Annotated in this window: 16 protein-coding genes and 1 pseudogene; 8 read left to right on the top strand and 9 right to left on the bottom strand. The window is 56.9% G+C overall.

The window, feature by feature from the left end:
- Nucleotides 1–19 precede the first annotated feature (19 nt).
- Nucleotides 20–1,411, bottom strand: a complete 1,392-nt coding sequence (gene regB, locus ACR0EN_RS20780) for a sensor histidine kinase RegB (RefSeq protein WP_170397866.1) — start codon at nucleotides 1,409–1,411, stop codon at nucleotides 20–22.
- 92 nt (nucleotides 1,412–1,503) lie between these two features.
- Between regB and ACR0EN_RS20785 the strand changes: the two genes are divergently transcribed.
- Together ACR0EN_RS20785 and ACR0EN_RS20790 are read left to right on the top strand one after the other, a co-directional pair.
- On the top strand, nucleotides 1,504–2,121 hold the full coding sequence (locus tag ACR0EN_RS20785) for an SCO family protein (RefSeq protein ID WP_170397869.1): 618 nt from the start codon (nucleotides 1,504–1,506) through the stop codon (nucleotides 2,119–2,121).
- Nucleotides 2,122–2,208: 87 nt separating this feature from the next.
- On the top strand, nucleotides 2,209–2,763 hold the full coding sequence (locus tag ACR0EN_RS20790) for an ActR/PrrA/RegA family redox response regulator transcription factor (protein ID WP_039542641.1): 555 nt from the start codon (nucleotides 2,209–2,211) through the stop codon (nucleotides 2,761–2,763).
- A gap of 47 nt (nucleotides 2,764–2,810) precedes the next feature.
- Here ACR0EN_RS20790 and ACR0EN_RS20795 read toward each other — a convergent pair whose 3' ends face one another.
- The 3 genes from ACR0EN_RS20795 to ACR0EN_RS20805 all read right to left on the bottom strand — a co-directional run bounded on the left by ACR0EN_RS20795 (nucleotide 2,811) and on the right by ACR0EN_RS20805 (nucleotide 5,322).
- Nucleotides 2,811–3,776 carry a glycosyltransferase family 2 protein gene (locus ACR0EN_RS20795; RefSeq protein WP_480588540.1) on the bottom strand — a complete coding sequence of 322 codons (966 nt, stop codon included), beginning with the start codon at nucleotides 3,774–3,776 and terminating at the stop codon, nucleotides 2,811–2,813.
- A gap of 53 nt (nucleotides 3,777–3,829) precedes the next feature.
- Nucleotides 3,830–4,654 carry an FkbM family methyltransferase gene (locus tag ACR0EN_RS20800; RefSeq protein ID WP_480588541.1) on the bottom strand — a complete coding sequence of 275 codons (825 nt, stop codon included), beginning with the start codon at nucleotides 4,652–4,654 and terminating at the stop codon, nucleotides 3,830–3,832.
- Between the two features lie 74 nt (nucleotides 4,655–4,728).
- Nucleotides 4,729–5,322 (bottom strand): HD domain-containing protein, encoded by a 594-nt coding sequence (locus ACR0EN_RS20805; protein WP_170397878.1) that lies wholly within the window; start codon nucleotides 5,320–5,322, stop codon nucleotides 4,729–4,731.
- Nucleotides 5,323–5,528: 206 nt separating this feature from the next.
- Here ACR0EN_RS20805 and ACR0EN_RS20810 point away from each other — a divergent pair, with 206 nt between their 5' ends.
- From ACR0EN_RS20810 to ACR0EN_RS20820, 3 genes are all read left to right on the top strand, one after another.
- Nucleotides 5,529–5,843 (top strand): hypothetical protein, encoded by a 315-nt coding sequence (locus tag ACR0EN_RS20810; protein WP_170397881.1) that lies wholly within the window; start codon nucleotides 5,529–5,531, stop codon nucleotides 5,841–5,843.
- 103 nt (nucleotides 5,844–5,946) lie between these two features.
- The gene (gene ahcY, locus ACR0EN_RS20815) at nucleotides 5,947–7,335 is read left to right on the top strand and encodes an adenosylhomocysteinase (protein WP_170397884.1); all 1,389 of its coding nucleotides are present in this window, start codon (nucleotides 5,947–5,949) and stop codon (nucleotides 7,333–7,335) included.
- 13 nt (nucleotides 7,336–7,348) lie between these two features.
- Nucleotides 7,349–8,098, top strand: coding sequence for an extensin family protein (locus tag ACR0EN_RS20820; RefSeq protein ID WP_170397887.1), 750 nt, complete (start codon nucleotides 7,349–7,351; stop codon nucleotides 8,096–8,098).
- Between the two features lie 4 nt (nucleotides 8,099–8,102).
- Here ACR0EN_RS20820 and ACR0EN_RS20825 read toward each other — a convergent pair whose 3' ends face one another.
- Complete coding sequence (locus ACR0EN_RS20825; RefSeq protein ID WP_170636609.1) at nucleotides 8,103–8,750, bottom strand: DUF899 family protein; 648 nt, start codon at nucleotides 8,748–8,750, stop codon at nucleotides 8,103–8,105.
- 191 nt (nucleotides 8,751–8,941) lie between these two features.
- On the opposite strand from ACR0EN_RS20825, the gene ACR0EN_RS20830 reads away from it, so the two are divergent.
- Complete coding sequence (locus ACR0EN_RS20830) at nucleotides 8,942–9,283, top strand: DUF2853 family protein (protein ID WP_170397892.1); 342 nt, start codon at nucleotides 8,942–8,944, stop codon at nucleotides 9,281–9,283.
- A 222-nt stretch (nucleotides 9,284–9,505) separates the two neighbouring features.
- Here the strand turns inward: ACR0EN_RS20830 and ACR0EN_RS20835 are convergent, their stop codons facing one another.
- Genes ACR0EN_RS20835 through tsaD form a run of 4 tightly spaced genes read right to left on the bottom strand, consistent with a single transcriptional unit; the run spans nucleotide 9,506 to nucleotide 12,255 of the window.
- Complete coding sequence (locus ACR0EN_RS20835; protein WP_170397911.1) at nucleotides 9,506–9,928, bottom strand: EVE domain-containing protein; 423 nt, start codon at nucleotides 9,926–9,928, stop codon at nucleotides 9,506–9,508.
- Nucleotides 9,928–10,197: a YciI family protein gene (locus ACR0EN_RS20840; protein WP_480588543.1), complete on the bottom strand. Its 270-nt coding sequence runs from the start codon at nucleotides 10,195–10,197 to the stop codon at nucleotides 9,928–9,930. The genes ACR0EN_RS20835 and ACR0EN_RS20840 overlap by 1 nt, the downstream gene beginning before the upstream one ends.
- Before the next feature lies 1 nt (nucleotide 10,198).
- The gene (locus ACR0EN_RS20845; RefSeq protein ID WP_170819070.1) at nucleotides 10,199–11,161 is read right to left on the bottom strand and encodes an NAD(P)H-dependent glycerol-3-phosphate dehydrogenase; all 963 of its coding nucleotides are present in this window, start codon (nucleotides 11,159–11,161) and stop codon (nucleotides 10,199–10,201) included.
- Nucleotides 11,158–12,255: a tRNA (adenosine(37)-N6)-threonylcarbamoyltransferase complex transferase subunit TsaD gene (gene tsaD / locus ACR0EN_RS20850; RefSeq protein ID WP_480588545.1), complete on the bottom strand. Its 1,098-nt coding sequence runs from the start codon at nucleotides 12,253–12,255 to the stop codon at nucleotides 11,158–11,160. Before tsaD ends, ACR0EN_RS20845 begins: the two co-directional genes overlap by 4 nt.
- A gap of 97 nt (nucleotides 12,256–12,352) precedes the next feature.
- Between tsaD and ACR0EN_RS20855 the strand changes: the two genes are divergently transcribed.
- On the top strand, nucleotides 12,353–13,066 hold the full coding sequence (locus tag ACR0EN_RS20855; protein ID WP_480588547.1) for a uroporphyrinogen-III synthase: 714 nt from the start codon (nucleotides 12,353–12,355) through the stop codon (nucleotides 13,064–13,066).
- Nucleotides 13,067–13,120: 54 nt separating this feature from the next.
- Nucleotides 13,121–13,353, top strand: a pseudogene (locus tag ACR0EN_RS20860) (hypothetical protein); the annotation flags it as partial.

Consider the following 13,353-nt stretch of genomic DNA (forward strand, 5'->3'; position numbering starts at 1 on the left):
TGGTTAACGGGGTCTTAACTCAGATCTGGAACGGTTGGTTGGCGCCCGAGGGAACCGGAGTGTCCCCGGTTTGCGCGTCGATCAGCTTGCGCGGCCAAACGACATTGACGATCGCCCCCCTGCGGTCCGGTTGGTCAGTCAGGGTCTGATAAGGGTCCGCGCCATTGGCGAAGCTCAGTTCGGCACCGCTGCGTTCCAGCAGGGTTTTGGCGATGAACAGACCTAGCCCCATGCCTTCGTATTCCGGCCGACTACTGCGATCGGCGCGGCGGCGGCGCATGAACGGGTCACCAATCCGACCTATGATGTGGGAGGGGTAGCCGCGCCCATCATCCATGATCGAAACGCTGATCCGATCAGAGGTCCATTCAGCTTCGACCCAGACCGTCGACTGGGCGAAATCCACTGCGTTCTGGATCAGGTTGCGCAGCCCGTGAATGATCTCGGGCTTGCGCAGGATTGAGGGCTGCTGCACATCGCCATCCGCAACTGGTCCTTCGTCGAAATGCACCACTTTACCACGATTGATATGTGGCTCTGCCGCTTCATGGATCACGGTGGACAGAGGCGCCTGACGCAGGTGCAAATCATCTTTCCCAGCTCGGCCCATATCGCGCAGGATGTCGCGGCAGCGGTCAGCCTGTTCGCGGATCAAGGCTGCGTCCTCCATCAGCTCAGGCCGGTCGTCCAGCTCTTCGATCAGTTCTGAACTGGCCAGCTTGATCGTAGCCAGCGGCGTACCCAACTCATGCGCGGCGGCGGCCACCACACCACCAAGATCAGTCAGCTTTTGCTCGCGCGCCAGCGCCATATGGGTGGCCGAGAGCGCTTCGGACATCGATTGAACTTCGGAACTGATGCGGTGCGAATAGGCGCCGATGAAAACGATGGCGATGATAATCGCCGCCCAGTTTCCGAACAGCAAAATATCGGGGATATCCAGCACCAACCCCAGATTGGTTCTCAGCGGGAGGTGGAATTGCGCCAGCAACGTGGTCAGGATCACCGCAACGCTGCCGATGATCAGGGTCGAGCGGGTGCTCATTACATTTGCAGAAATCGTCACCGGACCCAGCAACAGCAGCGCAAACGGGTTGTTTAGCCCCCCCGTCAGATACAACAGGATCGACAGCTGCAGCAGATCGAACAGCACCATCAGGAAGTTCTCGAATTCCGACAAGCGCTTGTTTTCGGGAAACAACAGAATGGCCGTGAGGTTACCCATCACCGAAATGCCGATGACGAAATAACACAATGCCAGCTCAAGCTGAACGTCGTAATATTTCTGTGCAACCGTGATGGCCGTAAACTGGCCGATAATGGCGACCCATCGCAGCAGGATCAGCGTGCGCAGCCTGATCCAGGTACTGCGCTCCTGCCCACGCCAAAGACTGGTGTTGGAATTCGTCATCTGTCGATTATGTCCTATTGCGTCGGTCCGACATGTTGATAGGTGTCCCGGCAGAATCGATCAACATCCCCTTTCGTATCAGGATACGCGCCATGGTTCGTCTTTATGCTATTCTCGCAACTGTTGTTCTTGCAATTGGTCTTGGCGCCATGTGGCTGCTGACGCGGGGCGGCGCGGACGACAAATACGCGCAGTGCCGCTCGTCTCAGATCGCGGGCGGGAGCGCGGCGATCGGCGGGCCGTTCGAACTGCTTAACGCCAAGGGTGAGACGGTAACCGACAAGGATGTGATCACCGAGCCCACGCTTGTCTACTTCGGTTATACCTTCTGCCCGGATGTTTGCCCCTTTGACATGTCGCGCAATGTCGACACGATCGATTTGCTGGCAGAGCGCGGTCAGTCGGTGACGCCGTTGTTCATCTCGATAGACCCGGATCGCGATACCCCCGAGGTCGTGGGCGATTTCGCGTTCAACCTGCATGAACGCGTGATTGGCCTGACCGGATCGCCCGAGCAGATCAAGGCGGCCAGCAAGGCGTACAAGACCTATTACAAGGCCCAAGACAAAAGCGATGAGTATTATTTGGTCGACCACTCGACCTTTACCTATCTGATGACGCCCGAGGACGGGTTTCTGGAATTTTTCAAACGCGATGAAACGGCCGAGCAGATGGCGGACAAGATTGGCTGCTTCCTTGATCAGGCCTGATCCTCAACAGTCGGTTTGACCTTTGGAATGGCGCTGCTATTACTCATGTTTAAGCCAAGAGGCATGAAATAGCGGAAAGACCCACATATGGCAGACAGTTCCCAGCTTGAAATCGGCCCCGACAAATCGCTGCTGCTGGTAGATGATGACGAGCCGTTTCTGAGACGTCTGGCCAAGGCCATGGAAAAACGCGGATTCGAGGTTGAAACCGCGGGTTCCGTCGCCGCAGGCCGCGCCATTTCCACAGCCCGCCCACCTGCCTATGCCGTGGTCGATCTGCGACTTGAAGATGGCAATGGGCTGGACGTGGTTGAAGTGCTGCGCGAAAAACGCCCCGACAGCCGGGTTGTGGTTCTGACCGGTTATGGCGCCATCGCCACCGCCGTTGCGGCGGTCAAAATTGGTGCAACCGACTATCTGTCCAAACCCGCCGACGCCACTGACATCACCAACGCTCTGTTGGCCAAGGGCGACGAACTGCCCCCGCCGCCGGAAAACCCCATGAGCGCCGACCGCGTCCGCTGGGAACATATCCAGCGCGTCTATGAGCTGTGCGACCGGAACGTCTCGGAAACCGCGCGCCGGTTGAACATGCACCGCCGGACGTTGCAGCGGATTCTGGCGAAGCGTAGCCCAAGGTAGACCCGTAAACTTAATAGTGTGTTTTCCCGGGCCGTTCCAAACGACTTTCAGGGCGCGAGTTGAGCCTGAGTTTGAAGCATCAGCGCGTAATTCTTAAGGCAGGCAGAGTGCGCGCACCCAACTTCAGGCAATAACAGCAACTCATCAACCTTTGCCTGCAGCTTGCCGCCCATCGCCAGCATTCGATCATCCACAACGCTGTTCTGGTTGTACTTGTTCCAATACCTTTCTCGAAACCGGCTGGACCGGTTGGGTGCATCTGTCGCTTTCGTGCCTTGCCCGCGCTGCCGCTTGAGCGCGAAACTGTCTCGCGTTTTCACCGGGTAGTGAATGACAGCAGCCCAATCGTGTGTAGACAGATGCTCGGGCGCGGCACCCAGCGCATGTCTTCGTCGCAATCCCGAACGATACATGTGTTCGTGCATCGGCAGGCCCGCAGCATTTACAAATTGCGATCCATCGTTTCGAAAGTCCGGTCGCAAGTAGGGCCGGTGCAGGCCAAACCCCCGTATTTTATCAGACTTTCGAAAAAGCGTTTTGAAGTAGCGATGCAAATTATGATCTGTATCGGCACGCTTTAGGAACCGTTGCGTGACCAGCCCCGGTTCCCACTTGTCGTTGCCCCCATTTCCGAAGATCAACCAATTCACGGCGATGCCCTCGGCGAAACCGGAACAGCGTTCGACGAGACCTGCGACCTGATTTTCATCGTTTGCACAGAAAAGAAACTCATCGCTATCAAGCCACATCAGCCAATCGGCATCGTTAAGCGAAGGATGCGCATAGGCCGTTTCCGCCGCTGTATGCTGTGGTACTTGCCTGGGTTTCAGATCTTGCAGAACATGGGAAATAACCCCGTTTTTATCCAGCGCATCAAGCAGCTCGGCGGTGCCGTCTGTCGAGTCATTGCTGTAAATCAGAATAGGATCAAACCCGACCAGCAGATGATACGCGACCCACTCAAGAATAAACGGCCCTTCATCCTTGGCGCAGGAGAATAGCCCGACCTTCATATCGGCTTGGCCTGAGTGGGTTTGATCATGATCGCGATTCTTCCTTGCACGGCCTATCTTCTGAAGATGATATTACGTTGAGTTTGAAAGGCATTTTCATAGCCACGATCAGAAAGTGAGGCAAACAGGCGTTCGGCGCTATCACCAAGATTCACGGTTTCCAGCTGTAGATATTGGGGAAGCGCTGCATCTTCTGCGCTTTCAAGAAAAGGCATAAGAATGTTCGGCTCGTGCCCTTCAACATCAAGCTTGGCAAAATCGGCATCATGCAGATGTGTAAGCTCAAGCAGTGTTCGGGTCTGCACCTCAATCGTATCGTATTTTGATAGCTCCAGATACGCTGGGTCGTTTGCCAAACGCGCCTGACCAAGATTGGTGGCCGTGTCGCCCCGCTTTTCTATAATAAGCGTCGCTTCACCAGTTTCGCCCGCGATCGCGAAAGTGTTCAGCTCCACGTTGCCAAATCCGTTCAGAGAGCAATTATTGCTGAGGCGTTCGGCCAGTGTCGGATTAGGCTCAAACGCATGAATCCGGGAGTCCGGGCTAAGAATTGACGACAAGAAAAGTGAATACAGACCAAAATTTGCCCCGATATCCAAAACCCTGAGAGTCTTCCCCGCAAAGCTTTCTTTCAGCCAATTCAGCTCAAGCTCTTCCGGGGACCGGCCCTTCTGCCAAAGAGAGAATTCGCTGAAATTGTCATAAGGGTGCAGGTGGATTCGAATGCCCCGGTAGGCGATCAACTGTGGCAGCAGTGACTTTCGGATCAGATTGCGCACCCGCCCTCGGCCTGTCAGATTGTACGCTTCACGTAAACACGCGTTGGCATATTCCATCTGCGCGTTCGTGACCGGTATCTGGCTGTCTGCGTCGCTCATCTGAACCTGCGTCCGATTATGGTCTTGTTTTAGCGGAAAATTAGCATAGGCCGAGCTGCTGATCTATTGGCGACCTAAATGCTGCCCAACAATTCCTGATGCCGCGCGGTATAGGCCTGCCGCACCTCAATCGGGGGACGCAGTTTGATCTGCAACCCCTCTAATATTGCCTTGTCCGGACGACCAAAGAACTTTGATGCTTCGGTATCAGAAAAACCCGCGATCTGCGTCGCCTCCATCCAGGCGCTGATCTTGTCCGCCTTCTTGATCTGGCGTTTCACTGTTTTTGGTACCACGGCGGGCAACCCGAAACGTATATGAATCGCAGCAGCCAGCCGGTCGTCTAAATCACCATAATCCGGGCCAACGGCGGATTTCACCGGAGAGATCATGTCACCAATCACATATTCGGGGGCATCGTGTAACAGTGCCGCCAATCGCCATTTCGTCGGTGCATTTGGTGCGATGCGGCCAAAAAGCTCTTCCACCAGCAAGGAATGTTCGGCCACGGAATAGGCAAAATCCCCGTTGGTCTGACCGTTCCACCGCGCCACAAAGGCCAGCCCGTGCGCGATATCTTCGATCTCGATATCCACGGGCGTCGGGTCCAGCAAATCCAGCCGCCGTCCCGACAGCATTCTTTGCCACGCTCTGGGTTGTGTTGCCATTTTACCATGCCTTGTGAACTGGGACACGTTCAATTCGCGTTCTTGTGGTATGATGTATCTGTCTGGATCACATGCTGCCAACAATTTCTTGAGCATTCGTGCTTTGAACCTGCGCGATACGATCCCGACATCAAGGACTGAGGGGGGTGCTGACTCCTCCCAGTTGCGCCCTCTCGAAACGAAACTCGTATCGAAAGGAGCTTGCTATGTTCAAGCGTTTGTTTGCAATAACCCTGACCTTCGGAATGGCCGCAACCGCGCCACCTGCCTTTGCCCAGAACTGCGCAGAGCGCGAGCACGTGATTACCAAACTGCAAGACAATTACTCCGAGGAATTAACCTTTGGCGGTCTTCAGAAATCACGTGGCGGGCAGACGGTCATGGAGGTTTGGACCTCGAAGGAAACGGGAAGTTATACCGTTTTGGTGACCCAGGCGAACGGCATGAGTTGTATTGTCGCCGTTGGCACTGATTTTTTTGAAGCGATCCCCAAAATCAAGGCAGAGGGTACGCCAAGCTGATATTTTGTCACCAGACTTCCTGTTTCCGGCCATCCACATTGCCTCCTGTCCCAAGGAATGCTAGGGGCAGCCCGGACCAAGATTTACCGGAGTGGAGAACCTGATGGCCGGGGACTATATCGTTAAGGACATTTCGCTGGCCGGGTTTGGCCGCAAGGAACTGGATATCGCTGAAACGGAAATGCCGGGGCTGATGTCCCTGCGCGCCGAATATGGCGAAAGCAAGCCGCTGAAAGGCGCGCGGATCGTCGGTTCACTGCATATGACCATCCAGACCGCCGTTCTGATCGAAACACTGGTGGCGCTGGGCGCTGATGTGCGCTGGGCGTCGTGCAACATCTTCTCAACGCAGGACCATGCGGCGGCGGCGATTGCCGAGGCTGGAATTCCCGTTTTCGCCATCAAGGGCCAGACGCTGGAAGAGCATTGGGATTATCTGGACAAATCCTTCCTGTTCGACGAAGGCCCCAACATGATCCTGGACGATGGCGGCGACGCGACGCTGTACATCCTGCTGGGTGCACGTGCCGAGGCAGGAGAGGACATTATCCCTGTTCCGGGTTCGGAAGAGGAAGAGGTGATCAAGAAGCAGATCGCCAAGCGTATGGCGGCTTCGCCGGGTTGGTTCACCAAGATGCGCGACCAGATTCAGGGCGTGTCCGAGGAAACCACCACCGGTGTGAACCGCCTGTATCAGCTGGTGAAAGATGGCCACCTGCCGTTCCCGGCGATCAACGTGAACGACTCGGTCACCAAGTCGAAGTTCGACAACAAATACGGCTGCAAGGAATCGCTGGTTGATGGTATCCGCCGCGCCACTGACACCATGATGGCCGGTAAGGTTGCTGTCGTCTGTGGCTATGGCGACGTGGGCAAAGGCTCGGCAGCTTCGCTGCGTGGCGCAGGCGCCCGCGTGAAAGTGACCGAGGTCGATCCGATTTGCGCGCTGCAAGCGGCCATGGACGGGTTCGAAGTCACCCTGCTGGAAGACGAAGTCGCAAACGCCGATATCTTCATCACCACCACCGGCAACAAGGACGTGATCCGCATCGAGCACATGCGCGAGATGAAGGACATGGCCATCGTCGGTAACATCGGTCACTTCGACAACGAAATTCAGGTAGCCAGCCTGAAGAACCACAAGTGGACCAACATCAAAGAACAGGTGGACATGATCGAGATGCCCTCGGGCAACCGCATCATCCTGCTGTCCGAAGGCCGCCTGCTGAACCTCGGCAACGCCACCGGTCACCCCTCGTTCGTGATGTCGGCCTCTTTCACCAACCAAGTCCTGGCCCAGATCGAGCTGTTCACCAAAGGCGATGAATACAAGAACGAAGTCTACATCCTGCCCAAGCATCTGGACGAAAAAGTTGCCCGTCTTCATCTGGACCGGATCGGCGTGAAGCTGACCCAGATGGACAGCGATCAGGCGGCCTATATCGGCGTAAAACCCGAAGGCCCCTACAAGCCGGAACACTACCGCTACTAAGTGCGAAAGACGCATGACCAAGCCTTCCAGACGCCGCCGAATCCTGCTTTCGGCGGCGTCTTTTCTTTTCGGCCTCTTAACGCTGTTGACCTTGTTGGGCGGCGGCGTTTGGTGGCTGCTTGCCCATCCCAATACGCCTGTACCCCCGCACTGGAACCCGCTGCGTGATCTGACCGTGACCGCGCCAGTGACTCCGGTCACTCCCTACCAGTTGAACCGCGCACTGGCGGATGACGCTTTATGCCGTGCAGCCTTGGCCGAGGCTGGAGCTCGGTTTGATCCGCTGGACGATCTGGTGGTGGACCAGAATTGCGGAATCGAGGGACGCGGCCGGTTGTCCGGTCTGGTGAACGCCCGCGTCACTGCAGTCGAGACCCGGTGTGCCACAACTTTGCGGCTTGTCATGTGGGAACACCATGTTGTGCAACCCGCTGCGCAGCAACTACTGGGGACTTCCGTCAGCAGAATGCGCCAGATCGGCAGCTATAACTGCCGCCGGATGCGGACCGCGCAAGGACAAGACAATGGTTGGAGCAGTCACGCCACTGCGGACGCGATCGACATCGTCGGAATGGATCTCTCGGACGGGCGCAGCTTGAACCTGCTGGCTGACTGGGACGCTGACGGGCCCGAGGCCGATTTTCTGCGCCAGATATGGCGCGGAGCCTGTGACTGGTTCCGCGTGGTGCTTGGCCCTGACTACAACCGCTTACATGCCGATCACTTCCACCTGCAGGGGCCCGGCTGGGGCTACTGCCGATAGTACCTCAGCGTAGAGGTGGGATAAAATCGCCGCGGCCCTGTGGCGTGAAATCCAGAACATTCCACAGTGGCCAAGCCGCATCCACGTGCCGGGGATGCCAATCGCTGGGTTCAAAGAACAGCTCGGAACTCCAGAAGTGATGAATGCCATCAGGGAGCTGTTGAAAGACATTCAGGATGGGAAGCTGATCACCCCCGTCGGTCTCGGCCAGATAGTCACGTTGGTAATTCGTCCCTAATGCTGAGTAGAGCGGCAGCGCATTCCAACCCATCTCATCCTTGAGCGCCGAGAGTTTTTCGGGCGTATTCTGCGCCACTACGGCGACCGAGGCGTTCTGCTTCAGATGATGAACCTGAGAGTTCAGCCCGTCCAGAAACGCCGAACACATAGGGCAGGGGCGTTCCGCGTCGGGTCCGTACATCAGCGAATAGATAATCAGCGTATCCTTATCGCCAAACAGCGACGACATAGGCGCACCCTCGCCTGCTAGATCTCGGAACGCATAATCGTTAGGGGTTTTGCCTCCGGTTGGAAGAGAACGGCGCAAGGCCGCGACCTCTTCAACCTTTGCTCTCAGGTCCCGCTCGGCGGATAGAAGTGCATTACGAGCTGACCGATATTCGGTGGTTTCATTCGGTAACGTTACGGGCATGGGGACCTCCGGGAATCATAATTAACAAAAATGTTAAATAATAAATCTGAAAAAATCAAATCACCGAGTCCCGCGAAGTTCAGCCTAGGGGGAAACCTTGTGATTTTTCCCTTTTGGGAATTCCGCCGACAAGGCTAGTCTCTCGTGCATCGGTAAAAAGTTCCGTGACAATGGATTAAGGAGATTGGGACATGGGCAAACGCGACGAATTGATCGCCAAATACGCTGAAGATCTAAAAGGCAAATGCGGGATGGACCCCGATATGGACCTGCTGACCAAGGTCACCATCGGTTGCGGTCCGGCGATCTATGACGCGGATGCGTCGACAGTGGCGGCCAGCCAGGAAGGCGAGCTTGAGACGGTCAAGAACAACTTCCTCATCAAAAAGCTGGGCCTGTCGGATGGTCCCGAACTGATGGAAGGGATCAACAAGGCCATGGAGACCTATGGCATGTCCGAGCGTAACAAGTACCGCGCTGTCGTCTATTACATGCTGACCAAGCATTTCGGCAAAGAATCGGTCTATAGCTGATCCAGCCAAGAACCATTTCAGCACCCGTCGGTCTTACCGGCGGGTGTTTTGTATTTGATTGAAACTCTAAATACTTGGCGTTTGAAGCGCGGTTCTGAAATCGGCTAAGGTCAGGTCATGACCAGGACGGTCAGAACCAATAGATTTCCGTATGCGTGTGGTGAGCTTGGGAGCACGCGGGGTAGGGAAGGTTCTGAAGTCGTCAGGGCCTTCCCTTTTCATTCAATCCGCCTCTGTCTCGCCCAAAGCGCAGATCAACTGCCATTCTGTATCGCTGACCGGCTGCACTGAAAGGCGTGAATTCTTGACCAGAACCATTTCACCCAAACGCTCATCCGCCTTGATCTGATCCAGTTTGACCGGAATTGTGAAAGACCGGACGGCTTTGATATCCACGCATTCCCAACGCTCATCATCGGTTGTGCTGTCGGGATGGGCCTCGGCACAGACTTCGACAATGCCGACAATCTCCTTGTCCTTTTGCGAGTGGTAGAAAAAACCCCGGTCACCAATCTGCATCTGACGCATGAAATTGCGGGCCTGGTAGTTGCGCACCCCATCCCATTCCTCGCCCGCGTCCCCCTTGCCGACCTGCTGATCCCAGCTCCAGGTCGAGGGTTCGGATTTGAACAGCCAATACGCCATCAGCCGATGACCTTTTTCCACGGGATCAATTCAACCGAGTCGAACAGGCCGGCCAGCGCGTAGGGGTCATTTGCGGCCCAGGCCTCAGCGGCGGCCAGATTCTCGACATCCAGAATGACCAGCGATCCGATCATCGCATCGCCTTCCAGTAACGGCCCGGCCTGCGCCACCACCTCAGTGTCATCGATATAGGCCAAATGGGCCGCGCGATTGTCCAGCCGGGTTTGCAGGGCGCCAGCTTTATCCCGGGCGATCAGGGCGATGAGCATATTATTCCTCCTTAAGTGGGCGACCCAGCAAGGCCTGAATCGCGTCGGTGACACTGTAGGCACCGCTGCTGAGTTTCGCCACCGTTGCGCTGATGGGCATGTCTAACCCTTCGCTCGCTGCGATTTCGGACATGGCCTGCGCAGTGGCGACACCTTCGACGGTTGTCGTGGTGTCAAATGGCTTGTTTAGACCCAAACAAAGGCCAAAACGATAGTTTCGCGACAATTCGGATGAGCAGGTCAGCACCAGATCACCCAGCCCCGATAGCCCCATCAGCGTATCGGGGCGTGCCCCGCGCTGGGCGGCAAAGCGCTGCATCTCAGAAAATCCGCGGGTGATCAACGCAGCGCGGGCGCTATCGCCAAGCCCTGCACCAATGGCCGCGCCGCAACCAATAGCCATCACATTCTTTAGCGCTCCACCTAGCTCTGCTCCGACGGTATCGGCGGTACGATAAAGACGCAGATTGGCAGTTGTCAGCTCTTGCTGAAGCGCTTCACCCAGTTCGGCATCATCACAAGCCAGCGTCAACGCCGTAGGCAAACCGCGCGCGATATCATCGGCAAAGCTGGGGCCAGTCAGCAAGGCCGGTAGTGCGTCCGGAACGGTTTGACGGATGACTGCAACGGGACCCAGCCCCGTGGACAGTTCGATCCCCTTGCAGCAAGCCACCAAAACCTTGCCACCCAGTTCGCCGGTATATTGCGTCAACGCATCGCGCAGCTTTTGCATTGGGACGGCCAGTAACAACACATCGGATTGCGCCGCTTGTTCTAATTCAGCTGTCACTGAAACACTGGCGGGCAGTGTAACGCCCGGCAATCGTCGCGGGTTCTCGCGCCCGTGCTGCATCTGCGCTGCTTGCTCGGCATCTCGTGACCAGAGAGTTACAGGCCCATTGCCCGCCAAAGATATCGCCAGAGCGGTTCCAAATGCGCCAGAACCAAGGACGGTCACGCTCATGCCTTGGCCCCTTTTTTGCCGCTACCCAGCATTGCAGGGCTGGTTTGATCCAAGGGCCAGCGGGGCCGCGCCGTCAGGTCCAACCCATCTCGTGCACCGGTGCGGAATCGTTCCATACCCGCATAGGCGATCATTGCGGCATTATCAGTGCACAAAGCCAGCGGAGGGGCAGTAAATCGGGCGCCCATTTCCGCGGAAACAGTCTCTAATCCTGAGCGAATAGCGAAATTTGCTGCGACACCTCCGGCAACGGCAATAACCGGTTCTGACGGTGATGTCTCAAGATACTGGGCAATCGCGCGGCGGGTTTTCTCAGCCAAGGTATCAACAATAGCCTGCTGAAAACCGGCACACAGATCAGCGCGATCTTGTCGGGTCAGCCCCCCTTTTTCGGCTACGACCTTATCCCGCATCCGCATCAGCGCGGTCTTGAGTCCCGAAAAAGACAGGTCACATCCGGGGCGATCCAGAAGGGGCCGGGGAAAGCGGAAACGTTTGGGATCGCCCGCGCGCGCCTCAGCCTCGACTGAGGGGCCACCGGGTTGCGGCAGGCCCAACAGCCGGGCGGTCTTGTCGAAGGCTTCACCGGGGGCATCGTCGATCGTCCCCCCAAGGCGGGTGAACTGTTCCGGTCCATGAGCGATCAGATATTGGCAGTGACCACCCGAGACCAGCAGCATCAGGTAGGGAAAGGCAATCTCGTCGGTCAGTCTTGGTGTCAGCGCGTGCCCGGCCAAATGGTTCACCCCGATTAGCGGCAACCCGGTTGCTGCGCTTAGGCCCTTTGCGCACATCACGCCGGATATTACGCCGCCAATTAAGCCGGGACCGGCGGTGACAGCGATAGCGTCCAGATCATCTAAGCCAATTTGGGCCTGTGTTAGAGCCTGTTTGATGCAAATATCCAGCTTTTCCGCATGTGCACGCGCCGCGATCTCGGGCACGACACCTCCATAGGCGCTGTGCAGCTCGGTCTGACCATGAACCACGGATGACAGGATCTCAGCTCGCGCGCCTGTGCCCTGCCGCACCACGGCGGCGGCAGTATCGTCGCAGCTGCTCTCCAGTCCGAGGACGGTAAGTGATTGCACCATAGGCCTGATCCGTTGCATCATGATTGCCAAGCGGGGTATCACCCCGCGCGGATGCAAACAATCCCAAGGCCGAAGGCGCCGACCGTTGTATTTGTTGATGACCCGCCCTCGCGCCGCCTCGGACAGGTTCGTCGCGCATCTGCCGGACCGTATCCGGTCACAGGTCGAGGTTATCCATTCACCCTTGTTAAAGATCGAACCGCTGGCGGTACCGGTTGAACCCGGTGACGCTGCCGGGTTGGTCTTTTCCTCGGCCAATGGCGTGAACGCCGCCGCCAAGTTGAATGTGGATCGCAGCCTTCCCGCCTATTGCGTTGGTCCGGCGACTACGCAAGCCGCGAACGCAGCGGGTTGGGACGCACAGATGCTGGGCTCAACGGCCGAAGAACTGGTCGCCAATCTTCTGAAACGTAAGCCACCCAGCCCGCTGTTGCACCTGCGCGGTGAACATAGCCGAGGCAACGTTGCCGCGCGCCTGACCGAATCTGGCCTAACGACCCTCGATCAACCGATTTATCGGCAGCAGCTTCTACCACTCAACGACCAAGCCACCTTGGCCGCCAAGGGGAACCAGCCCATTATCGCCCCGCTGTTTTCGCCCCGCACGGCGCGACATTTTGCCGATGTCTGGGCCGGATCTGCGCCTTTATGGCTGGCCGCGATCAGCGAGGCCACCGCAGAACCCCTTAAAACATTGTGTTTTGAGCGCCTGAAGATCGCGCGTGAGCCGACACCGGACAAAATGCAGAAAGCCGTGAAAAAACTTGTGAAATACGTGATGCGGGTTGAGAGCGCGCCGGGTGCAGATTAACTTGGGTAAGTCTGTTGTTCATGTGTTTTGGGAATCGATAAGGGGATTAGGACGGTGGCTGATAAGAAGAAACCCGATCAGGAGCCGGTCGAAGACCCCAAAGTCGAAGAGGTGGCAGAGGCCGCCGAGGCCGAAAGTGATGCAGTCTCGGATGAGAAATCTGTTGACGCGGAGGAGACTGCAGACGAAGTGACTTCCGAAGCCGAAGCCGAAGCCGAAGCCGAAGCCGAAGCCGAAGCCGAAGCCGAAGCCGAAGCCGAAGCCGAAGCCGAAGCCGAAGCCGAAGC

It is taken from the genome of Ruegeria sp. AB7, assembly GCF_056542625.1.

What these genes read in the sequence shown, in the direction of transcription:
- regB (WP_170397866.1), bottom strand. Translation starts at nt 1,411, where the DNA reads ATGACGAATTCCAACACCAGTCTTTGGCGTGGGCAGGAGCGCAGTACC.
- ACR0EN_RS20785 (WP_170397869.1), top strand. Translation starts at nt 1,504, where the DNA reads ATGGTTCGTCTTTATGCTATTCTCGCAACTGTTGTTCTTGCAATTGGT.
- ACR0EN_RS20790 (WP_039542641.1), top strand. Translation starts at nt 2,209, where the DNA reads ATGGCAGACAGTTCCCAGCTTGAAATCGGCCCCGACAAATCGCTGCTG.
- ACR0EN_RS20795 (WP_480588540.1), bottom strand. Translation starts at nt 3,776, where the DNA reads ATGAAGGTCGGGCTATTCTCCTGCGCCAAGGATGAAGGGCCGTTTATT.
- ACR0EN_RS20800 (WP_480588541.1), bottom strand. Translation starts at nt 4,654, where the DNA reads ATGAGCGACGCAGACAGCCAGATACCGGTCACGAACGCGCAGATGGAA.
- ACR0EN_RS20805 (WP_170397878.1), bottom strand. Translation starts at nt 5,322, where the DNA reads ATGGCAACACAACCCAGAGCGTGGCAAAGAATGCTGTCGGGACGGCGG.
- ACR0EN_RS20810 (WP_170397881.1), top strand. Translation starts at nt 5,529, where the DNA reads ATGTTCAAGCGTTTGTTTGCAATAACCCTGACCTTCGGAATGGCCGCA.
- ahcY (WP_170397884.1), top strand. Translation starts at nt 5,947, where the DNA reads ATGGCCGGGGACTATATCGTTAAGGACATTTCGCTGGCCGGGTTTGGC.
- ACR0EN_RS20820 (WP_170397887.1), top strand. Translation starts at nt 7,349, where the DNA reads ATGACCAAGCCTTCCAGACGCCGCCGAATCCTGCTTTCGGCGGCGTCT.
- ACR0EN_RS20825 (WP_170636609.1), bottom strand. Translation starts at nt 8,750, where the DNA reads ATGCCCGTAACGTTACCGAATGAAACCACCGAATATCGGTCAGCTCGT.
- ACR0EN_RS20830 (WP_170397892.1), top strand. Translation starts at nt 8,942, where the DNA reads ATGGGCAAACGCGACGAATTGATCGCCAAATACGCTGAAGATCTAAAA.
- ACR0EN_RS20835 (WP_170397911.1), bottom strand. Translation starts at nt 9,928, where the DNA reads ATGGCGTATTGGCTGTTCAAATCCGAACCCTCGACCTGGAGCTGGGAT.
- ACR0EN_RS20840 (WP_480588543.1), bottom strand. Translation starts at nt 10,197, where the DNA reads ATGCTCATCGCCCTGATCGCCCGGGATAAAGCTGGCGCCCTGCAAACC.
- ACR0EN_RS20845 (WP_170819070.1), bottom strand. Translation starts at nt 11,161, where the DNA reads ATGAGCGTGACCGTCCTTGGTTCTGGCGCATTTGGAACCGCTCTGGCG.
- tsaD (WP_480588545.1), bottom strand. Translation starts at nt 12,255, where the DNA reads ATGGTGCAATCACTTACCGTCCTCGGACTGGAGAGCAGCTGCGACGAT.
- ACR0EN_RS20855 (WP_480588547.1), top strand. Translation starts at nt 12,353, where the DNA reads ATGACCCGCCCTCGCGCCGCCTCGGACAGGTTCGTCGCGCATCTGCCG.